This window comes from Achromobacter sp. AONIH1, from assembly GCF_002902905.1.
Taxonomy (GTDB): Bacteria; Pseudomonadota; Gammaproteobacteria; order Burkholderiales; family Burkholderiaceae_B; genus Achromobacter.
In genome coordinates, this window is sequence record NZ_CP026124.1 from 5,452,115 (window position 1) to 5,472,425 (window position 20,311).

The 20,311-nt window shown below is 66.4% G+C and carries 17 protein-coding genes and 1 tRNA gene; 5 read left to right on the forward strand and 13 right to left on the reverse strand.

The window, feature by feature from the left end:
* Position 1 precedes the first annotated feature (1 nt).
* Both C2U31_RS24920 and C2U31_RS24925 read left to right on the forward strand, forming a co-directional pair.
* Positions 2–628 carry an NUDIX hydrolase gene (locus C2U31_RS24920; RefSeq protein WP_103275253.1) on the forward strand — a complete coding sequence of 209 codons (627 nt, stop codon included), beginning with the start codon at positions 2–4 and terminating at the stop codon, positions 626–628.
* Between the two features lie 228 nt (positions 629–856).
* Positions 857–2,665: a hypothetical protein gene (locus C2U31_RS24925; RefSeq protein ID WP_158658452.1), complete on the forward strand. Its 1,809-nt coding sequence runs from the start codon at positions 857–859 to the stop codon at positions 2,663–2,665.
* Between the two features lie 22 nt (positions 2,666–2,687).
* Here the strand turns inward: C2U31_RS24925 and C2U31_RS24930 are convergent, their stop codons facing one another.
* The 13 genes from C2U31_RS24930 to leuC form a co-directional block, all read right to left on the reverse strand.
* Positions 2,688–3,011, reverse strand: coding sequence for a GrlR family regulatory protein (locus tag C2U31_RS24930; protein ID WP_158658453.1), 324 nt, complete (start codon positions 3,009–3,011; stop codon positions 2,688–2,690).
* Between the two features lie 203 nt (positions 3,012–3,214).
* Complete coding sequence (locus C2U31_RS24935) at positions 3,215–3,868, reverse strand: hypothetical protein (protein WP_103275256.1); 654 nt, start codon at positions 3,866–3,868, stop codon at positions 3,215–3,217.
* A gap of 110 nt (positions 3,869–3,978) precedes the next feature.
* The gene (locus C2U31_RS24940) at positions 3,979–5,562 is read right to left on the reverse strand and encodes a hypothetical protein (RefSeq protein ID WP_158658454.1); all 1,584 of its coding nucleotides are present in this window, start codon (positions 5,560–5,562) and stop codon (positions 3,979–3,981) included.
* Positions 5,563–5,782: 220 nt separating this feature from the next.
* The gene (locus C2U31_RS30655) at positions 5,783–5,950 is read right to left on the reverse strand and encodes a hypothetical protein (RefSeq protein WP_158658455.1); all 168 of its coding nucleotides are present in this window, start codon (positions 5,948–5,950) and stop codon (positions 5,783–5,785) included.
* Positions 5,951–6,197: 247 nt separating this feature from the next.
* Positions 6,198–6,274, reverse strand: a tRNA-Val gene (locus C2U31_RS24945).
* Positions 6,275–6,448: 174 nt separating this feature from the next.
* Positions 6,449–7,099 (reverse strand): phosphoribosylanthranilate isomerase, encoded by a 651-nt coding sequence (locus C2U31_RS24950; RefSeq protein ID WP_103275258.1) that lies wholly within the window; start codon positions 7,097–7,099, stop codon positions 6,449–6,451.
* A 185-nt stretch (positions 7,100–7,284) separates the two neighbouring features.
* Positions 7,285–8,382: a TRAP transporter substrate-binding protein gene (locus C2U31_RS24955; RefSeq protein WP_103275259.1), complete on the reverse strand. Its 1,098-nt coding sequence runs from the start codon at positions 8,380–8,382 to the stop codon at positions 7,285–7,287.
* Between the two features lie 47 nt (positions 8,383–8,429).
* Positions 8,430–9,242, reverse strand: coding sequence for a tRNA pseudouridine(38-40) synthase TruA (gene truA / locus C2U31_RS24960; protein ID WP_103275260.1), 813 nt, complete (start codon positions 9,240–9,242; stop codon positions 8,430–8,432).
* Positions 9,243–9,245: 3 nt separating this feature from the next.
* Positions 9,246–10,937 (reverse strand): FimV family protein, encoded by a 1,692-nt coding sequence (locus tag C2U31_RS24965; RefSeq protein WP_233772493.1) that lies wholly within the window; start codon positions 10,935–10,937, stop codon positions 9,246–9,248.
* 286 nt (positions 10,938–11,223) lie between these two features.
* Entirely contained in the window at positions 11,224–12,354 is a 1,131-nt protein-coding gene (gene asd / locus C2U31_RS24970) for an aspartate-semialdehyde dehydrogenase (RefSeq protein WP_103275262.1), read from the reverse strand.
* Between the two features lie 293 nt (positions 12,355–12,647).
* The gene (gene leuB / locus C2U31_RS24975; RefSeq protein WP_103275263.1) at positions 12,648–13,724 is read right to left on the reverse strand and encodes a 3-isopropylmalate dehydrogenase; all 1,077 of its coding nucleotides are present in this window, start codon (positions 13,722–13,724) and stop codon (positions 12,648–12,650) included.
* Between the two features lie 32 nt (positions 13,725–13,756).
* Positions 13,757–14,407 (reverse strand): 3-isopropylmalate dehydratase small subunit, encoded by a 651-nt coding sequence (leuD, locus tag C2U31_RS24980; RefSeq protein ID WP_103275264.1) that lies wholly within the window; start codon positions 14,405–14,407, stop codon positions 13,757–13,759.
* 25 nt (positions 14,408–14,432) lie between these two features.
* The gene (gene leuC / locus C2U31_RS24985; RefSeq protein WP_103275265.1) at positions 14,433–15,836 is read right to left on the reverse strand and encodes a 3-isopropylmalate dehydratase large subunit; all 1,404 of its coding nucleotides are present in this window, start codon (positions 15,834–15,836) and stop codon (positions 14,433–14,435) included.
* Between the two features lie 554 nt (positions 15,837–16,390).
* Here leuC and C2U31_RS24990 point away from each other — a divergent pair.
* The 3 genes from C2U31_RS24990 to C2U31_RS25000 are packed head-to-tail and all read left to right on the forward strand — an operon-like array spanning position 16,391 to position 20,304.
* Positions 16,391–17,917, forward strand: coding sequence for a TolC family outer membrane protein (locus C2U31_RS24990; protein WP_103275266.1), 1,527 nt, complete (start codon positions 16,391–16,393; stop codon positions 17,915–17,917).
* Positions 17,918–17,942: 25 nt separating this feature from the next.
* The gene (locus C2U31_RS24995) at positions 17,943–18,155 is read left to right on the forward strand and encodes a hypothetical protein (protein ID WP_103275267.1); all 213 of its coding nucleotides are present in this window, start codon (positions 17,943–17,945) and stop codon (positions 18,153–18,155) included.
* Positions 18,139–20,304: a type I secretion system permease/ATPase gene (locus C2U31_RS25000; protein WP_369869703.1), complete on the forward strand. Its 2,166-nt coding sequence runs from the start codon at positions 18,139–18,141 to the stop codon at positions 20,302–20,304. The genes C2U31_RS24995 and C2U31_RS25000 overlap by 17 nt, the downstream gene beginning before the upstream one ends.
* Positions 20,305–20,311: the final 7 nt, after the last annotated feature.

The window sequence follows — 20,311 nt, forward strand, 5'->3', positions numbered from 1 at the left end:
AATGGACAACACATGGCTGACCCAGGCCAAGCGCTTGCAGGCAATCGCCTCCACGGGCCTGCACTTCTGCCGCGACGAATACGACCGTGAACGCTACCAGGAGATCGCCGACATCGCCCATCGCATGCTCGCCGAGCTGGGCGGCGTGCCGCCGGCCCGCATCCTGGAACTGGTCTCCGATTTCGCCCAGGGCTACGCCACGCCGAAGGTGGATGTACGCGGCGCGCTCATCGAGCATGACCGGATCCTGCTGGTGCGCGAGAAAAGCGACGGCTGCTGGACGCTGCCGGGCGGCTATGCCGACGTCGGCCTGTCGCCAGCCGAGAACGTGATCAAGGAAATCCGCGAAGAAGCGGGCATCGCCGTGTCCGCCACGCGCCTGTACAGCGTGCGCCACAAGGCCAAGCGCGAATACGAGCCCGACGTGCGGGATTTCTACAAGCTGTTCTTCCTGTGCGCGCGCGACGGCGATGAGCGCACGCCGACGCCGGGCCTGGAAACGATGGATGCCGACTTCTTCGCGCCCGATCGGCTGCCGCCGCTGTCGCGGGGCCGGGTGGTGGAAAGCGATATCCAGGCGGCATTCGCGTTCCGGGCCGACGAAGCAAGAGCGGCGGCGTTCGACTAAGACCGACATGCGACAATGCGCGCGCCGTCCGGATCGCGCCGCAAGACGCTTTCCCCTGTCGGCCCCCTTCTTCTTCGGAGCTCCACAGTGCAGTCCTCATGGATGCGCCCGCGCGGCCCAAAGGTCCGCGCCTCCAGCGCCTGGGCCGCCCGCGCGGCCGGCGTGGCGTTGATGCTGGCGGCAGCGTCAGCGGCAGCCGCCGCTGACGCCAACGATGCCCGGATATTGATGCAGCCCGAACCCGGCGCCGCCTACGTCCACGGCCGCTACTACCTGATCCCGCAACCCTACGCCACGGTCAAGCGCGATATCGAACAGGGCTTCGCCGCCACGGCCGCGCTGCGCGGATTCCAGCCGCGCGACGACACCGCGCCCCTGTCGGGCATGGAGTTCTACTGGGTGCAGGTCGGCGCCCGCCATCTCCCGGCGCTGCGCCAGGCCCTGGCCGCCCAGGCCGGCGCGCAGGCGGCGTCCGTGCTGGACCAGGCGCTCAAGACCGGCGCGATCACGCGCGAGGAGAACACCGCCTTCCGCGACGCGATTGCATCGCAACAGGACTACGCCGACGACACGCTCAAGTCCGTCCCGTTCGTGGCACAACCCATCGCGCGCTGGTCGTTCCAGCGCACGCAGGGTAAATCGCGCGCGCAGCAGATCGACTACGGCACGGTCATGGACCTCTCGTCGCTGGTGGACACGCCGCCGCTGACCCTGGTCTGGTACGGCGGCACCGCCGCCACCGTCACGCGGCAGTTCAAGCTGATGAGCTGCATGGTCGGCGTGACCTGCTTCCCGGATCCGCACATCGAGCGCGACACCCACGCCGCCGAACACCTGGACCCGGCGCTGGAGCGCTATCTGGACGCACTGGCCTCGCGCATGCAGGCCCTGCCTCCGGCCAGCGCCGGCCACATCATGCAGGCCTATTTCGACGCCTACGCGCACGGCAGGCCCCTGCCGGCCTCGTCGACCCTCCAGGCTTCCGCCTTGACGCCGACCAGCCTGCCCGGCATCGCCCTGCCCGCCGACGAGGCCGAGCTGCGCCGCTACGACAACGCCGACTGGCGTCTGCTCGCCCTGCCTGACGGCAGCCTGCTGGCCTCCGGCGCCGCGACGCATCGCTATGTGACGCAAGGCGATGGCGTACAGCGGCAGGCCGTCAGCGGATTGAACGGCGCGCGCGGCCTGAAAATCGCTCCGGACGGTCAGGTCTGGAGCCTGTCCACGGACGAGCACGGCGCGCCCCGCCTGCAGGCCTGGCGGCCTGGCGGCAAGCCGGTAGCCTACGCGCCCGCCCCCGGCATGCAAACCTGGCGCGTCAGCAACTGGACCATACGCGCCGGCGGCGGCGTCGCCCTGCGCCTGGATGACCAGCTATACACGCTGACGCCGCAAGGCCCCTGGAGCCAGCACACCTGGGACGCGAAGCCGCGCAGCGCCGCCAGCGATGCGGTGGAACACGCCCTGCCCTGGATCCACAGCCCGGCCATCCATTTCGGCGATGGCCTGTTCTGGGCCGCCGATCGCGACGGCTACGGCATCGACCCGGACACGGCCCGCGTCAGCCGCAGCATCAAGACCTCGACCGGCAAGCTCTTCTTCGGCAGCCATGCCGGCGGCTGGGCGCTGGCGCCCGCGACCGATGCCGAAGGCGCCCAGATATTCCGCATCATCGATCCGGCCAGCGGCCTGCCCCGCTTCGATCTGGCCACGCCCGCCGCGAACTACACGTCCAGCGTGGCGCGCAGCGCGCACGGCCGCCTGCTGGCGATCAGCGGCGGCGAATCGGCGGTGACGGTAATCGACATGAAAAGCGGACAGATCGCGCTCAACCTGCGCGTGTCCGACAGCCATGCCGTCAGCGCCATGGCTTTCTCATGGAACGGCGACAAGCTGTGGATCCATGCCCGCGCCCAAGGCAACGGCCCGCCCAGCGAACTCACCACCTGGGACGTGCCCGCCGGCCTGATCGACGGCGCCGAAGGCAGGAATATTCCGGACCAGCTGCGTTGCGGCTATTCGATGGAATGCAAGTGACCGATATCGACTCGGCCCGTCGCTACACGGCATGCCGGGTCGCGCGGATCCGCACGGTCAATTCCGGACGATCCGGAATGTCGCCCGCGATGTCGATGCGGTCGCCGTGCAGCATGCCGACGATCCTCAGCCGGTAATCGGTCAGCCCGGGCAGGATCGGCGGCAGCGCCTGGTTGACCTGTCGGATGTGCAGCTGGCCGATGACATTCTCGCCGGTCGCGCTCAGCATGCCCGTGCAGATGAAGCCGGCGTTGCCGCCCAACGCCCGGCCCTCGTTCACCACGATGACGCCACTGCGTTCCGTGCCTTCTATGCTCCATTGAAGCAGCCAGAGTCCATCGATCATGGCGCATCTCCCGTGGTGGTTGCGTTCGACAATACGGCTCGGCATTGCAACACTCTTGCAAACGGGTGATGACAATGGACGCCGTCTCACGCGAGACAACGGCGCTGGAATCACGGTAGCAGCGAAACCTTACGCGAAGCTAAGCGGCACGCGAACGAGGGCCGAATCAAGATAGCCGGCGGCGCCATGCCAGGGAGCCTGTTCTATGCATCCATGGCCGCGACGGACAGGGACACTTGCTGCCCGGTATTGAGCGCCGGCGCCCGGACGAACGGTAGCGCCACCGCCCTCAGCTCGGGCGACATCTCGTCGGCGAAGTCCAGCGCATTGATGGTGGTCTCCATATCCAACCGATCATCGGGGCGCAGCCGGGCCAGATGATCGAGCGTCGCGGGACGCAGCGCCAGCAGCGACCGCCCCTGCCCAGTCCATGTATCCGCCAGCGCCTGCAAGCGCTCAAGCGCCAGACGCTGGCGCGGCGTCGGCGCGAGGTCCAAGGGATGATCGGCCGTCTGCTGTTCCGTCAGGGCGCTATACAACTCGGCGATCCGGTCGTTCCACCGCGCTTTCATGACCAGGCCGAGCGGATCTTCCTCCAGCGGATAACCGTAAGCAACGTTGTTGACCACAGTGAACAGCCGCGGCTGCGGGACAACCACGGCCTTGAGAGCGAAAGACAGCGAACGGATCGCCACGCTGCAGCGCTCGCGCAAACGTGACGGCGCACGCGGCGGCGTTCTATCGCCTTGGCCCGCCGCGGCGATGTTGGCGTTGCCGAGCTTGCCCAGCGGCGCCCGCGATTTGCGCGCCGCGTTCAGCAGCAGCTTGGCATTGCGATAGTTCTGCACGATGGACATCTTGCAACCTCCAGACCGATGATCGGTCAGGAGCTTAGTGACGCCCGCGATCGCGGGCGTTCCGTCCATTGGGCGCGGGCGCATCCTGCCGCTGCGTCACACTGGACGCATCAGGGGGCAGTATTTGCACGCAATGGCTGCGCATATCTCGACAGATCGCCAGGCAGACCCACGAACTCGCATTCCGGCAGCTGCGCTCGCAATACCGCCACCGTCGCGTCGTTCATCCTGGACCAGGCGAGTTCCAGCGCCTTGATCTTGCCAAAGATCTGATGATCCGCCCATTGCTGCATCTGGCCGACCTGAGGAGGAAGAATTGGAAAATTCGGCGCTCGCAAAGTGTCAAGCCTGGGCAGCGTATCAAGCATGTCGAGCGTCGCCTTGGGAACCTCCGCGTCGAGCCATGTCACCGCCGACAAGTGCTTGTTGTTATCAAGACGCATGCCGTCGGGAACCGTCTGCGGGGCCATGAAACCCTCCCCGCAAGTAAAAGACCGGAGCCGGGGAAAATGCCGTTCCAACGAGGGAAGCAGGTACGCACGGTCGATGGTGCCGCCATCGAATTCCTCGACGCCAGTCATGACGCCCAGCTTCCCCATGAGCAGATCGATGGGCGCCGCATAGCTGCCCCTGAACTTCAGTTCCAGTCTCTTGAGGTTGCGCAGCGCCCCAACGGCAGTCAGGTCGCTGTCGTCGTCAAAATGCTCGATGACCAGCGTGTCCAGCGCGGGGCAGCATCTCAGCAGCGAACTTGGCAAGCCGCCGGGGACGCGCTCGCCGGGCACCACCAGCTTCCTCAGCGTCTCGAACCCCTGACCTTCGGCCTGCTCGAATCGAAGCCCCCGATCCAGGAACTCCTGTGCCGCGTCAAGGTAGGCTACGCAGTGCGGCAATACCAGCGTGTCCAGGGAAACCGATCTCTTCTTGAGGTCGGAAAGCATCTCCCAGAAATAGCGCGATTGTTGATTCTGCGCGGTGGGACGATAAGACGCATGCGCCAGATCGATATGCCTGACCCAATCGGGCAGCTTTCTCAGGCCGGCCGCCGGCAAGGTCACATCTGCCCGCAGGACCGTCGATCCTGAGTACTGGATAAAGCCCTTCTTCTGCAAACGAATCAAGCGCGACAAATCATCGTTGTCGATCGCATGGTGGAGTTCGACGAACGGATGAACGATTTTCCGCGTGGCTTTGCTCACAAGCCCCAGGGCCTCGCTCATCCTCATATAGTCATCCGTGTCATCAATGCGCTTGCTCTGCTCCAGCGCGAAACGAAAGATGGCCTGTTGCACAGCCAATCTTGGCAGACTCTCGCCATCGGCAAAATCGCGTTTGCCGGTTTGATTGGCGAGCGCAGCGTTGAGGATCTCCGGCTTGGCCTTTGGTTTTGCCGTCGGTTTGGACGCCGGTTTGAACTCCGGCTTGAGCGCCGGTTTCAGCGCCGTTTTTGGCGTTGGTTTGGCGATCGACTCCGCCGCCTGCCTGGTCGCCAAATTGATCGGCGCGGGCGCCGGCGATGGCTTGAACGCCCCGACATCAGGCTTGGGCTTGAAGCGCGGGACTACGACAGGTTTTGGATCGTCAAGCGGCGTGACCGAAAGCGTGGTTGAAGGCGATGGCTTGCCATTTCCGTCCTCCCGTTCGCGGGGCGGAATACGGTTGATACCAGGCTGCTCATAGACCTTGTCAACCATGGCGCCACTCCCTCTGCAATTGAGAACAGCCGGTGGGTGACGCCCGTCGTCATGTTGGTTCCAGCCTGACGCGATGGTCCCGCGCCCGCACGAAACAGAAGGCAATGCCGATTTCGGCTGCCCCGGCTTCAAGACTGCCCAAACCTGGCCGGACCCACGCAAAGGAAAAGGGCGCCCCGTGCCTGGAGCGCCCTTTTCAACGGCGATCCGCCGTTCCCACTCAACAATTTCCCTTCTTTGCCTGCCCCGGCGGACAGAACCCGCCGCCACCGCCGCCGCCGCCGCGATGCGGGTCAACGATCACCGCGCCATCGGGGGTGTACACGGCACAGCCCGCAAGCAACGAAGCCATCACGATCAGGCCACAGAGAATTTTCATGTCATACACGCAGAGTTCAAGGTGGGCGAAGTGTATTGCCGTTCCTTGAAACAAGGCTCTAGCACCGGTTACCGGCCGTATTGGCCTTGGCTTGTATCGGCGCGCTCCGGTTATATTTGCCTTGCGCGCCACATGTGCCCGAACGTCATCTGTCTTGCGCTTCCCCGCAAACCCCGGCAGCAAAAACAAAAAAACCGCCGAGTCATGGACTTGGCGGCTTTTTCTTTGCCGTGCTTCACAGCACTTTGCAGGAATTTGGTAGGCGGTATTGGAATCGAACCAACGACCTCCACGATGTCAACGTGGCGCTCTAACCAGCTGAGCTAACCGCCTGCAAAGAAGAAGAATTATATAGTGCTTTTTTGAAGCATGCAAATCGTCTTTTCAGATTTTTTGCTTGTTTCATTGCGCCGCGCGGCTTTATTTGCTTCGCTCTAAAAGCCTTGAATCCAGGACTCAAGCTTCCGAACTTCGCAGCCGCGCTGGCCTGCATTTAATTCACTCTCTTCAATTCGCATCAGCTTCTTGCGTCGCTGCAACGAAGACAGAGATTCTATCAGAACTTTTTATTCCTTGCTCGACCTCGACGCCGCTACTCACATCAACGCCCCACGGCCGCAGCAAGCGCACCGCCTGGCCCACGTTTTCCGGCTTCAGGCCGCCGGACAGGATGAGCGGGCGCGACAAGGGATCGGCGCGCACTTCGTCTAGCAACGCGTGATCGAAGGCCAGGCCGCTGCCGCCATAGCCGGTGCTGTAGCTGTCGAACAGCCAGCCCGCGGCTTCGCCGTAGGCGCGGCATTGCGCGGCCAGTCCGGCGGCCGTATCCAGCCCGGGCGCGCCGACGCGGAACGCGCGCAGGAAGCGCTGGCCGTGGTGCGCGCATTGCTGCGGCGTTTCGTCGCCGTGGAACTGCAGCAGCTCGGGGCCGACCTGATCCAACACGGCGCGCACCTCGTCATCGGCGGGATTGACGAACAGCGCCACCACGTCGACGAAGGCGGGCACGCGGCGGCGCAGCTGGGCCGCGCGCGCTGGCGTCAGGCAGCGTTTGCTCTTGGGATAGAAGACAAAGCCGATGGCATCCACGCCCGCCGAGACGGCGGCGTCGATGTCCTGTTCGCGGGTCAGGCCGCAAATCTTGATGCGTGTACGCATGGAGTTCCAGGCATGCGCCGCGCAAGGCGCGGCGAAAAAACTACAGGCCCCAGGTTCGCGTGCGCCGTCGGGGCGGAACACACCGCAGCAGCAAAGGCATCCGCATACGGGCAATGCGAACGCCTTGCGCAAGGAGCATATCGGCAAACAGTATATCGCCGGAGCCGCAGGCAGGACGGAAACGCTCAGGCTTCCGACTGGGCCGGCGCGGCCATCAGGCCGTCGAACCCGCCCTCGGCGACGCGGAACCAGGGAATCTCCTTGTCCCTGAACGCCGTCATGCTGTCGTAGAGCTTCTTGAACATCGGGTCCTTGGCGCCCAGCTCCTGGAACACCTTCTGCGACGCCTCGCGGCAGGCCTGCAGCACGGGCCGGGGAAACGCCTTCAGCTGCGCGCCCTTGGCCACCAGGCGGCGCAGCGCATCGGGATTGCCGGCGTCGTACTTGGCGATCATGTTGGCGCTGGCCATGCGGCAGGCCAGCGCCAGCGCGGTCTGGTAGGACTTGGGCAAGGCGTCGTGCGCGGCCTGGTTCACGTACAGCGACAGTTGCCACGTGCCCGACCACCAGCCAGGAAAGTAGTAGTTGCGCGCGACCTTGTAGAGCGACAGGCTCTCGTCGTCATAGGGACCGATCCAGGCCACCGCGTCGACCTCGCCCTGTTCCAGCGCGGCGTAGGTGTCGGCCACCGGCATATCCACGGGCGCCGCGCCCATGCGCGCGAGCACCTGGCGGGCGAAGCCGTTGGCCTTGATCTTCAGGCCGCGCAGATCATCGACGGTCTTGATCTCGCCGCGAAACCAGCCGCCCATCTGCGCGCCGGTGTAGCCGCAGGGAAAGTTCAGGATGTTGTGCTTGCCAAACAGCACGCGCGTGAGCGCCAGGCCCTCGCCCTGCGTCATCCAGGCGTGCATCTGGCGCGTGTTCAGGCCGAACGGCACGCCGGCGTCGAAGCTGAGCGCCGGGTCGATATCGAAATAGCGGGTCGAGGCCGTGTGGCCGCATTCGACCACGCCGTCCCTGACGGCCTGCAGCACCTGCCCGGTTGGCACGGCATCCTCGCCGGCGGCGATCACGATGCTGAAACGGCCATCGGTGACCTCGCTGACATAGCGCGCCACGTCCTCCGCGCCGGCGTACAGCGTGGGGGATTCGTTGGGAAAGCTGGATGCCAGCCGCCATGTCACCACGGGCGCTTCCTGCGCATGCGCCGGCAAGGCCAGGGCGGCAGCGCCGGCCGTGGCGCCCAGGGCGGTTTGCTTGAGGAAGGCGCGGCGGCGCATGGCAGGAACCTCTCGAGCGAAAGGGAACGGCAGGCCGCAGCCGGCCGCTAGCCCCAGGTTTGCGTGAAGGGCGACAACAGCAGCGCGCCGCCGTCGAGCTCGTCCAGGCCGAAGGCCTCGGGGTACTCGATGGCCGACAGGTACAGGCCGTCAGGCGCGAAGGTCGGCGCGCCGCGCTTGCGGTCGCGCCAGGACAGCAGCTGCGCCATCCATTCCGCCTGTTCCCTGCCCTGCCCGACCTGCAGCAGCGCGCCCATGATGTTGCGCACCATATGATGCAGGAAAGCGTTGGCCCGAAGCGTAAAAACAAGAAACGGGCCGCGTTCCTCGATGTCCAGGCGATGCAGGTGGCGCACCGGATGCTTGGCCTGGCACTGCGACGAGCGGAAGCTGGAGAAATCGTGCTCGCCCAGCAGGGCGCCGGCCGCCGCGCGCATGGCGGCCACGTCCAGCGGCTGGAAGCACCAGCCAGCGCGCCCGGCCCACAATGCGGGACGCACGCGGCCGCGCCACAGCAGATAGACGTAGGTGCGCGAACGAGCCGAGAAACGGGCGTGGAAATCGTCCGGAACCTGCCTGGCCCATTGCACGGAGATCGACGGCGGCAGGAAGGCGTTCACGCCGCGCACCCAGGACTCCATGCGCCGGTCCAGCGCCGTGTCCAGGTGCACGACCTGCATGGCGCCGTGCACGCCGGTGTCGGTGCGACCCGCGCAGATGGTGGGCACCGTGCCCGGCACGCCGCAGAAGCTGGCCAGCGCGGCCTCCAGCGTGTCCTGCACGGTCTGGCCGTGCGGCTGCGTCTGCCAACCTTGCCAGGCCGAGCCGTCGTAGGCCAGCCCCAATGCGACTCTGGACATCGATCAGGCCTTGGGAGCGCCAGGGCGGCGCGGTTCATCCGAAGGCGGCTCGTCCAGGTCGAGGCTGATGGTCTCGAGCTTGCGGTTCAGCGCGGCCGTGTCCAGCGCCGGCTCGGCGTAAGCGTAGGTTTCCTCGTCGTCATCGCCACGGCGCGCGCCGGCGCGGCGCAGCGCCCAGGCGATGATGAAGACGAGCAGCGCCAGCACGGCGGTGACGATCACCAGCAGATTGTCGGTCAGCCAGGACGGCGCGCCGGCCAGCAGATCGGACGGCTTCTGGTCCGCAGCGCTCTTGCCTTCTGGTGCCGAAGCGCCGGAAGCGGCGGCCTGGGCCGCACCCGAAGCGGCGCCGACGGAAGCCGCAGCACCCGCGACGCCCGCCGCTCCCGCAGCAGAACTCGAACCCGCGGCGCCTGCCGCGCCCGTCGTTCCTGCCGACCCGGCGGCGCCCGTTGCTCCGGTCGATCCGGCAGCGCCTGGCGCGCCGGTCGCGCCAGTCGATCCGGCGGCGCCAGCACCACCCGCCGCGGCGGCGGATCCCGCGGTACCGGCCGCGCCTGCCGCACCGCCAGATCCAGCCGCCCCAGCGGCCCCCGTCGAGCCCGCAGCACCCGCAGCGCCGGCAGCACCCGCCGATCCCGCTACGCCGCCAGCGCCCGTCGCACCGGCCTGTCCTGCCGCGCCCTGCTCTCCCACCGCCTTGTTCAACGCGTCCACGTTGCCCTGCAACGTAGTCACCCGCGCCTGCGCATCGGCCATCGCGTGTCCGGCGGACGCCTTGGCATCGCCCTGGGCGTCGGCTTGCGCCTGGCCACCGTCCTGTCCGTTGGACAGGCGCAGGCGGTCCTGGGCGGACGCGGCGGAAGCGGCGCCTGTATCGCCGGAACGACTGACAGTGCCGGACGCGGCGCTCTGCCCCTTGACCACGGTGGGATTGGCGCCCGCCGCCGCGCCCAGGCGCGAGCGGTATTTGGCGAAGGCTTCGGCATGCTCGTTGAAGATCCGGCGCGCCTCGGCCGGATCGATCGCGCGCACGGCATCAGCGTCGGGAATGGAGAGTTTCTGCCCGGCCTTGAGCAGATTCATGTTGCTCTGTATGAAGGCCTGAGGATTGGCGCGCCACAGGGCCACCAGCATCTGGTAGATGGAAGCGCCCGGCACCGCGTTGCGCTGCGCGATGGCGTAGAGCGTGTCGCCTGGCTTGACATTGAGCGTGGCGCCGCCGGCGCTGGCGCCCGCGCGCGCCTTGCCGCCCACCGAGGCCGGCGTGGCGTCGGCGCCCGCGCCGCGCAGCGGCACCAGGATGCTGACCTGGACCTGGCGCTGGCCGGCGCTGGAACTGATGTCCAGCAACAGATCGACAGCGCCGCTGGCCGGCGCCTGACTCGAGCGGACCCGCAGGTTCTTGCGCGTGGCGTCCATGCCGTTCTCGACGCCCACCACCAGGTCGGCCAGGGGCACCGGCGGCTTCAGGCCGGCGCGCTGCCAGGCGGCCTCGTCGGCCACCGAGACGCGCAGCGATGCGATCTCGTCGGGTGTCAGTTCCTGCAGCCCGACCACGGCCTGCAACGGCGCGCCCGGCACCGAAACCACGCGCGAATGACCCACGCGCATGGCATACGCAGACCCGCAGACGCTCGTGCCCAGGGCCAGCGCTACCGCCCACTGCAGGGCTTTGAGACGGCGGGCTTGCATCACTTGGCGCGAACGCTGGGTCATAAGCTTGGAATTCCGTACTTGCGATCGAATGGCGGACATGCGCCCGTTCCCGGCACAGCAGTGAGAACCGGCCTCAATACATCGGAAAAGTGTAATGGATGCCGCGCGTTTCACAAACCTGAAAGGCGCGGCGGCGCTGGCCCGGCAGGGCTTTGTCGCGCCGCGCGCGGCGCGCATGCGACAAGGGCACCCGCAGGTGCCCTTGTGTCGCGGCCTGGCGGCCGACCCTGCGCCGCGCCTGCGCGCGGCGCGCGAACCGGGATCAGGCTTCGGCCAGCGCGATGCGCAGCATGCGGCGCAGCGGCTCGGCGGCGCCCCACAGCAGCTGGTCGCCCACGGTGAAGGCGCCCAGGTACTGCGGGCCCATCGACAGCTTGCGCAGGCGGCCCACCGGGATGTCCAGCGTGCCGGTCACGGCCACCGGGGTCAGCGCTCGGACGGTGTCTTCCTTGGTGTTGGGAACGACCTTGGCCCACTGCGTGCCCTGGGCGATCAGCGATTCGATCTCGTCGATCGGCAGGTCGCGCTTGAGCTTGATGGTCAGCGCCTGGCTGTGGCAGCGCATGGCGCCGATACGCACGCACAGGCCGTCGATCGGGGTGGCGGGCGTGCCGAAGGCGGCGCCGCGGCCCAGGATCTTGTTGGTCTCGACCTCGCCCTTCCACTCTTCCTTGGACATGCCATTGCCCAGATCCTTGTCGATCCAGGGAATCAGGTTGCCGCCCAGCGGCACGCCGAAGTGCTCGTGGGGCAGCGCCGGATCCTGCTGCTTGGCCAGCACGCCGCGGTCGATTTCCAGGATGGCGGACGCGGGATCGTCCAGCAGCGGCTTGACCGCCTGGTTGATCTCGCCGAACTGGGTCAGCAGTTCGCGCATGTGCTGCGCGCCACCGCCCGAGGCCGCCTGGTAGGTCATGGTGGTCATCCACTCGACCAGGTCGTTGTTGAACAGGCCGGCCAGGCCCATCAGCATGCAGCTGACCGTGCAGTTGCCGCCGATGAAGTTGCGCACGCCGCGCTTGAGCGCCGCGTCGATGACCGGGCGGTTGACCGGGTCCAGCACGATGATGGCGTCGTCGGCCATGCGCAGGGTGCTGGCGGCGTCGATCCAGATGCCGTTCCAGCCCGCGCCGCGCAGCTTCGGGTAGATCTCGGAGGTGTAGTCGCCACCCTGCGCGGTAATGATGATGGGCAGTTTTTTGAGAGCGTCGATGTCGTAGGCGTTCTGCAGCGGGCCCGCGCCATCGGCCCAGGTGGGCGCGGCGCCGCCAGCGTTGCTGGTGGAGAAAAACACCGGTTCGATCAGTGCGAAGTCGTTCTCGTCGCGCATGCGCTGCATGAGCACCGAGCCGACCATACCGCGCCAGCCGACAAGGCCTACTGCTTGCTTCATTTCAATCGCTCTATAAAGGTGGAGACTAGTCCGGGGAGGGAAAAAGGCGTGCAACTCCTGACAATTTATCAGAATGCACGGGGATATGTTGCGGCGCAGCTTGAATAGTGGCCGGCGCGCCACGCGGCCGGCATGCGCGCCGGCGCCTGCGGCGCGTTTTCATCGGGTGGGGCGGAAAACGGGGCCGCAAGATTTGCCGCGAACCGGCGCCGCCAGGCGGCGGCGGGGACAGGCATCCCACGGCCCCTGCAAGCACGGCATGCCGCGCCGGGAAGGCGCGGCATGCGCGCGCATCAGGCCAGCGCCTTGAGCACGGCGTCGCCCATGCCCGCGGTGCCGACCTTGGTGGTGCCGGGCTCGTAGATGTCGGCGGTGCGCAAGCCGTCGGCCAGCACGCGGCGCACGGCGGCCTCGATGCGGTCGGCCTGCGGCGCCAGGTTCAGCGAATAGCGCAGCATCATGGCGGCCGACAGGATGGTCGCCAGCGGATTGGCGATGCCCTGGCCGGCGATGTCCGGCGCGGAACCGTGGCTGGGTTCGTACAGGCCCTGCCCGCCCGCGTTCAGCGAGGCCGAGGGCAGCATGCCGATGGAGCCCGTCAGCATGGCGGCCTCATCCGACAGGATGTCGCCGAACAGGTTGCCGGTGACGATGACGTCGAACTGACGCGGGTTGCGCACCAGCTGCATGGCGGCGTTGTCCACGTACATGTGCGACAGCTCCACGTCCGGATACTCGCGCGCCACCTCGATCACCAGGTCGCGCCAGAACTGCGAGGTCTCCAGCACGTTGGCCTTGTCCACGCTGCACAGCTTCTTGCCGCGCTTGCGGGCGGATTCGAAGCCGATGCGCGCGATGCGGCGCACTTCGGATTCGGCGTAGCGCATGGTGTCGAAGCCCTCGCGCTCGCCGGCGAAAGCGCCGTCAGGCGAGGCGCGCTCGCCGCGCGGCGTGCCGAAATAGATGTCGCCGGTCAGCTCGCGGATGATGAGGATGTCCAGGCCGGACACGATCTCGGGCTTGAGCGACGAGGCGCTGGCCAGTTCCGGGTACAGGATGGCGGGACGCAGGTTGGCGAACAGGCCCAGCGCCTTGCGCAGGCCCAGGATGGCCTGCTCGGGACGGAATTCGCGCGGCAGGCTGTCGTACTTCCAGTCGCCCACGGCGCCGAACAGCACGGCGTGCGATTCCTTGGCCAGCTTGAGCGTGGCGGGCGGCAGCGGGTGCTCGAACGCGTCGAAGGCGGCGCCGCCGACCGGGGCCTGCTTGATGTCGAAAGGCACGTCCAGCGCCTTGAGCACGCGGACGGCCTGCTCGACGATTTCGGGGCCGATGCCGTCGCCCGGCAAGACTGCGATGTTGTGGGTCATGTGCTTAGGGATCCAGTGGTCGGTATGGAGATTCAGGCGATCGGACGGCTTTCGAGCCAGGGATGGCGCGCCAGGCGCTCGGCCTCGAAAGCGCGGATCTTGTGGGCGTGGCGCAGGGTCAGGCCGATGTCGTCGAAGCCGTTGAGCAGGCAGTACTTGCGGAACGGCTCGATGTCGAACTTCATGGCGCGGCCGTCGGCCGCCACCACCACCTGGCGGTCCAGGTCGATGTTGAGCTTATAGCCCGGGAAGGCCTTCACTTCGTCGAACAGGCGCGCGACTTCCAGCTCGGACAGCACGATGGGCAGCAGGCCGTTCTTGAAGCTGTTGTTGAAGAAGATATCGGCGTAGGACGGCGCGATGATGGCGCGGAAACCGAACTGCGTCAGCGCCCAGGGCGCGTGCTCGCGGCTCGAGCCGCAGCCGAAGTTCTTGCGCGCCAGCAGCACGGACGCGCCCTGGTAACGCGGCTGATTCAGCACGAAGTCCGGATTCAGCGGACGCTTGCTGTTGTCCATGCCCGGCTCGCCGTGGTCCAGGTAGCGCAGTTCGTCGAACAGGTTGGGGCCGAAGCCCGTGCGCTTGATGGACTTGAGGAACTGCTTGGGGATGATGAGGTCCGTGTCGACGTTTTCGCGGTCGAGCGGAGCCACCAGGCCTTCGTGTGTGGTGAATGCTTGCATGATGTCGGATCTCGGTGCGGGGCGCTCAGCGGAACGAGCGGACGTCGACGAAGTGGCCGGCCACGGCGGCGGCGGCGGCCATGGCCGGGCTGACCAGGTGCGTGCGGCCGCCCTGGCCCTGGCGGCCTTCGAAGTTGCGGTTGGACGTGGAGGCGCAGCGCTCGCCCGGCTCCAGCCGGTCGGCGTTCATGGCCAGGCACATCGAACAGCCGGGCTCGCGCCATTCGAAGCCGGCCTCGATGAAGATCTTGTCCAGCCCTTCGCGCTCGGCCTGCTGCTTGACCAGGCCGGAACCCGGCACCACCATGGCCTGGCGCACATTCGACGCCACGCGCTTGCCGCGCGCGACCGCCGCGGCGGCGCGCAGGTCCTCGATGCGGGAGTTGGTGCAGGAACCGATGAACACGCGGTCCACGCGGATATCGGTCAGCGGGGTGTTGGGCTTCAGGCCCATGTATTCCAGCGCGCGCTCCATGCCGCTGCGGCGCACGTCGTCCTTTTCGCGGTCGGGATCCGGCACGCGGGAATCCACCGGCAGCACCATCTCGGGCGAGGTGCCCCAGGTGACCTGCGGCTTGATGTCGCGCGCGTCGACCTCGACCACGGTGTCGAACTTCGCGCCCTCGTCGGTGTGCAGGGTGCGCCAATACTTGACGGCCTGGTCCCACAGCACGCCATTGGGCGCGAAAGGACGGCCGCGGAAGTATTCGACGGTCTTGTCGTCCACCGCCACCAGCCCCGACCGGGCGCCGGCCTCGATGGCCATGTTGCAGACGGTCATGCGGCCTTCCACGGACAGCGCGCGGATGGCGCTGCCGGCGAATTCGATGGCATGGCCGGTGCCGCCGGCCGTGCCGATGATGCCGATGATGTGCAGCACCACGTCCTTGGCCGTACAGCCGAAGGGCAACTCGCCCTCGACCTTGATCAGCATGCTCTTGGCTTTCTTCATGAGCAGCGTCTGCGTCGCCAGCACGTGCTCGACCTCGGACGTGCCGATGCCGAAAGCCAGCGCGCCCAGCGCGCCGTGCGTGCTGGTGTGCGAGTCGCCGCAGACCACGGTCATGCCGGGCAGCGTGGCGCCCTGCTCCGGTCCGATCACGTGCACGATGCCCTGGCGCAGGTCATTCATGCGGAATTCGGTGATGCCGTACTTGTCGCAGTTGGCGTCCAGCGTGTCCACCTGCAGCTTGGAAACCGGATCGTCGATGCCCTGGGCGCGGTTCAGCGTGGGCACGTTGTGATCGGCGACAGCCAGATTGGCGCCGGTGCGCCAGGGCTTGCGCCCGGCGATGGCCAGGCCTTCGAACGCCTGCGGGCTGGTGACTTCATGCACCAGATGGCGGTCGATATAGAGCAGACAGGTGCCGTCTGATTCCTGATGGACGATGTGGGCGTCCCAGAGTTTGTCGTAAAGGGTTTGGGCCATGGATGCGCTCGGCTGATGGACGGTCCGTCTTGTGCCGGCGCGGGATCAAGACTGGCTTGCCCGTGCCGGCCGCTGCGGCATGTGGGAATTATGCACAGGCGCTGAACCTAGTACAACCACAGTAGTTATCCTAGTATTAACACTACCATGATGCCCATGCCGCCATGGCGGCCCAGGCGCCGGCTGCCGCCGCCGCCCATGTTCGAGACAAGCGCGAACGCGCATCCGTCGCAAGCATCAAATTCCGACAAATAATCACATATCTTCGTCAATTTAAACTAATTTGATACAGAGTTAGCAAAACGCTATAAACTTGCTTTCCCTTTCGAAAGCTGATTCGAAATAATGCGAAACAAAACGCATTTTTAAGAATAAAACCTGTCATCAAAGGGAAGAATCGTGCAAGTTCGACCGTTTTCATCGATGTTGCGCGAAAAAGCACCAGACGGCCGGCGATTATCGTTTACGAATTAACAAATCTTTAATCGTCTCTTTTGACATTTACATACATTATGTCGGCCATCTAAACCCAACTCGACTCGCGAATAATCATCATGGCTACGTTCTTGCTCAAGCGCACGACTCTCGTCATCGCTCTCGCGTTCGCTCCCGCAGCATTCGCGCAACCCGCCACCGGCGCAGACCCCGCCGCGGCTGAAGGCACCACCCTGAATCAGGTCATCGAACAGACCCTGCTCAGCAACCCGGAAATCCAGGCCAAGTACCACGACTTCCAGTCTTCGCTCGAAGGCCAGTCGGTGGCGCGCGCCGCGTTCTTCCCGCAGGTCAACGCGCAGGGCTACGTGGGCCGCGAATACCGCAACAACGTACCGGGCGTGGGTTCCCAGCAATGGAGCCGCCCGGGCTACAACCTGGAACTGCGCCAGCTGATTTTCGACGGCTTCCGCACCAGCAATGACGTCAAGCAGGCCGGTTTCGACAAGCTGGCCCGCTTCTATGACGTGCTGGCCACCAGCGACGCCACCGCGCTGGCCGCCACCCAGGCCTATATCGACCTGCAGCGCTACCGCGACATGGAGCTGCTGGCGCGCCAGAACTATTCGCTGCACGAAGAAACGCTCAAGCAGATCGGCCAGCGCGCCGAATCGGGCGTGGGCCGCCGCGTGGATCTGGAACAGGCCGGCGGCCGCCTGGCCCTGGCGCAGACCAACCTCATGACGGAAACCGCCAACCTGCTGGACGTGCAGCAGCGCTTCCAGCGCGTGACCGGCGCCCTGCCCCCCGAAACGCTGCAGCCGGTGCCCGACGTCGACGCCAAGCTGCCCGCCAAGCCTGGCGACTTCAACGACTCGCTGCGCCGCAACCCCAGCTTCCTGTCCAAGCAGGCTGGCCTGCAGGCCGCCGAAGCCGGCATCGCCTCGGCCAAGGGCGCGTTTTCGCCGAAGTTCGAGTTCGTGGCCTCCACCGGCCGCAACCAGAACGATCCGACCCCGGAAAACCGCCGCATCAACAGCACCAGCGTCCAGCTGATGATGTCCTATAACCTGTATCGCGGCGGCGCCGACTCGGCCCGCGTGCGCCAGACGTCCGCGCAGTCCTATGCCGCCCGCGACATCCGCGACTACACCTGCCGCAACGTGCAGCAGGACCTGGCCGTGGCCTGGAACAACATCACCAGCCTGAACCAGCGCATGCCGTTCCTGCGTGACCACGAAGTCGCCACCGCCAAGGTCCGCGACGCCTATCGCCAGCAATTCCAGATCGGTCAGCGCACCCTGCTGGACCTGCTGAACACCGAAAACGAGCTGTTCGAATCGCGCCGCGCATTGACCAATGCGCAATATGACCTCAAGCTTGCGCAGTACCGCTGGCTGGCGCTCTCGCACGCGCTGCTGCCGGCGCTGTCGCTGCAGCCCGCGCGCAACGAGATGCCCGAGGAAAACGGCAAGCTGGTGGTGTCCGACGAAGTGATCAAGCAGTGCAATTCGACGGTTCCCGACGCTACCCGCCTGGCTCCCGTGCGCGTGCAATACAACGAAGGCACGCTGCCGCCGACGTTGGTGCCGGTCAACGCTTCCGGCGCCGACGGCGCCCGGCGCGCGCCGCAAGCCAGGCCGTGATTCCGGCCTGGGCAAGGGAGGCCACATGGCCACTGAGAACAACGGTTTCTCACAACTGGACGCGGACTTCGTCCGCGTTCTGGAAGACCTGATCGACGCTTTGATCGCCAATGGCACCTTGCGCCTGACCGATTTGCCTGTGCAGGCACAACAAAAATTGACGCAGCGCAAGCAGCATCGCGCGCGTCTCGCGGAGCATCTGGACCTGCTGGATGACGAAGATGGACAAGTTATCTGAGAAGGCCTCCCGTGAATGGCGCGCCGACGCCCGCGCCGCCCACGATGATCCGCTGCTGGACTGCCTGGTGGAAGTCACCCGGCTGCATGGCGTCGCCACCACGGCCCAGGCCTTGTCCGCCGGCCTGCCGCTGGAAGCCCACCGCCTGACCCCGGCCCTGCTGCCGCGCGCCGCCGCGCGCGCGCAGCTGTCCGCGCGGGTGGTCAAGCGCGCGCTGGACGAGATCCCCCAGGACCTGCTGCCCGCCATCCTGCTGCTGCAGGGCGAGCGCGCCTGCCTGCTGCTCAAGAAGGAAGGCGGCCAGTACCTGGTCAGCCATCCCGAACTTGGCGGCAGCTCGGTGGAGATGAGCCCCGAGGAACTGGCCCTGCAATACACCGGCCTGGTGTGCTTCGTGCGGCCGCAGTTCCGCTTCGACGCCCGCGCGCCCGAAGTGGCCAAGGTGCGCGAACGCCACTGGTTCTGGGCCGCCATCATGGAAAACCGGCGGCTGTACCGCGATGCGCTGATCGCCGCGCTGCTGATCAACATCTTCGCCATGGCGATGCCGCTGTTCACCATGAACGTCTATGACCGCGTGGTGCCCAACAACGCCGTCGAAACGCTCTGGGTGCTGGCCCTGGGCATCACCCTGGTGGTCGTCTTCAACATGATCCTGAGCACCGCGCGCTCGCACGTGGTGGACAGCGCCAGCAAGCGCGTGGACGTGCGCCTGTCGGCGCAGATCATGGAGCGCGTGCTGGATCTGCGCATGGAGGGCCGGCCGGTGTCGGTAGGCTCTTTCGCGGCCAATCTGCGCTCGTTCGAGTCCATCCGCGACTTCATCGCCTCGGCCACCATCACCACCTTGGTGGACCTGCCCTTCATCCTGCTGTTCCTGCTGGCGCTGGTCTGGATCTCGCCGTGGATGGTGCTGCCGCCGCTGGTCGCCATCGTGCTGATCCTGCTGGTGTCGCTGGCCGCCCAGGCCCGCATGGAAGCGCTGACCATGGCCTCGTTCCAGGCTTCGTCGCAGCGCAACGCCACCCTGGTCGAGGCGCTGACCGGCCTGGAAGCGGTCAAGACGCTGAACGCGCAGGGCGCGATCCAGCGCAACTGGGAACGCGCCACCGAGTTCATCGCCCAGACCGGCGGCAAGCTCAAGCTGATCTCCTCGTCCACGGTGGGTTTCGTGGCGGCGGTGCAACAGCTGGTGTCGATCTCCGTGGTGGTGATCGGCGTGTACCAGGCCCAGGAATCCGCGATCTCCATGGGCGGCATCATCGCCGCGTCCATGATCGCAGGCCGCTGCCTGGCGCCGCTGGGCCAGGTCGCCGGGCTGCTGATGCAGTACCAGAACGCGCGCACCTCGCTGGCCTCGATCGACAACTATATGAAGCTGCCGATCGAACGCCCCGCCGAGGCCGAGTTCCTGCACCGCCCGGTCTTCCATGGCGCGCTGGAATTCCGCGACGTCACCTTCGCCTACCCCGGCAGCTCGCAGCCGGCGCTGAAAAAGGTGTCGTTCAAGATCAAGCCGGGCGAAAAGGTCGGCATCATCGGCCGCATCGGCTCGGGCAAGACCACGCTGGAAAAGCTGGCCCTGGCGCTGTACAAGCCCACCGAGGGCGCCGTGCTGCTGGACGGCGTGGACGTGCGCCAGATCGATCCGGCCGACGTGCGCCGCGCCATCGGCCACGTGCCGCAGGATCCGCTGCTGTTCTATGGCAGCCTCAAGCACAACCTGGCCATGGGCGCGCCCTATGCGGACGACGCCAGCATCCTGGCCGCGGCCAACCTGGCCGGCGTGTCCGAGTTCGCCAACCTGCATCCCAATGGCTTCGACATGCTGATCGGCGAGCGCGGCGAGTCCCTGTCCGGCGGCCAGCGCCAGTCGGTGGCCGTGGCCCGCGCGCTGATCAACGACCCGCCCATCCTGCTGCTCGATGAGCCCAGCAGCAACATGGACCACCAGAGCGAGGCGCAGCTGCGCAAGCGCCTGGGCGAGGTCAGCGCCAGCAAGACCATCATGCTGGTCACCCACCGCACCGCCCTGCTCGAGCTGGTCGACCGCCTCATCGTGATCGACAACGGCCAGATCATGGCCGACGGCCCCAAGGAGCAAGTCATCGAAGCCCTGCGTCAAGGACGCGTCGGACGCGGAAGCTGAGGGACTC

Bases quoted from the DNA above. Each gene is read 5' to 3' on its own strand.
- C2U31_RS24920 (WP_103275253.1), top strand. From the start codon at position 2: ATGGACAACACATGGCTGACCCAGGCCAAGCGCTTGCAGGCAATCGCC.
- C2U31_RS24925 (WP_158658452.1), top strand. From the start codon at position 857: ATGCAGCCCGAACCCGGCGCCGCCTACGTCCACGGCCGCTACTACCTG.
- C2U31_RS24930 (WP_158658453.1), bottom strand. From the start codon at position 3,011: ATGATCGATGGACTCTGGCTGCTTCAATGGAGCATAGAAGGCACGGAA.
- C2U31_RS24935 (WP_103275256.1), bottom strand. From the start codon at position 3,868: ATGTCCATCGTGCAGAACTATCGCAATGCCAAGCTGCTGCTGAACGCG.
- C2U31_RS24940 (WP_158658454.1), bottom strand. From the start codon at position 5,562: ATGGTTGACAAGGTCTATGAGCAGCCTGGTATCAACCGTATTCCGCCC.
- C2U31_RS24950 (WP_103275258.1), bottom strand. From the start codon at position 7,099: ATGCGTACACGCATCAAGATTTGCGGCCTGACCCGCGAACAGGACATC.
- C2U31_RS24955 (WP_103275259.1), bottom strand. From the start codon at position 8,382: ATGCGCCGCCGCGCCTTCCTCAAGCAAACCGCCCTGGGCGCCACGGCC.
- truA (WP_103275260.1), bottom strand. From the start codon at position 9,242: ATGTCCAGAGTCGCATTGGGGCTGGCCTACGACGGCTCGGCCTGGCAA.
- C2U31_RS24965 (WP_233772493.1), bottom strand. From the start codon at position 10,937: ATGCAAGCCCGCCGTCTCAAAGCCCTGCAGTGGGCGGTAGCGCTGGCC.
- asd (WP_103275262.1), bottom strand. From the start codon at position 12,354: ATGAAGCAAGCAGTAGGCCTTGTCGGCTGGCGCGGTATGGTCGGCTCG.
- leuB (WP_103275263.1), bottom strand. From the start codon at position 13,724: ATGACCCACAACATCGCAGTCTTGCCGGGCGACGGCATCGGCCCCGAA.
- leuD (WP_103275264.1), bottom strand. From the start codon at position 14,407: ATGCAAGCATTCACCACACACGAAGGCCTGGTGGCTCCGCTCGACCGC.
- leuC (WP_103275265.1), bottom strand. From the start codon at position 15,836: ATGGCCCAAACCCTTTACGACAAACTCTGGGACGCCCACATCGTCCAT.
- C2U31_RS24990 (WP_103275266.1), top strand. From the start codon at position 16,391: ATGGCTACGTTCTTGCTCAAGCGCACGACTCTCGTCATCGCTCTCGCG.
- C2U31_RS24995 (WP_103275267.1), top strand. From the start codon at position 17,943: ATGGCCACTGAGAACAACGGTTTCTCACAACTGGACGCGGACTTCGTC.
- C2U31_RS25000 (WP_369869703.1), top strand. From the start codon at position 18,139: ATGGACAAGTTATCTGAGAAGGCCTCCCGTGAATGGCGCGCCGACGCC.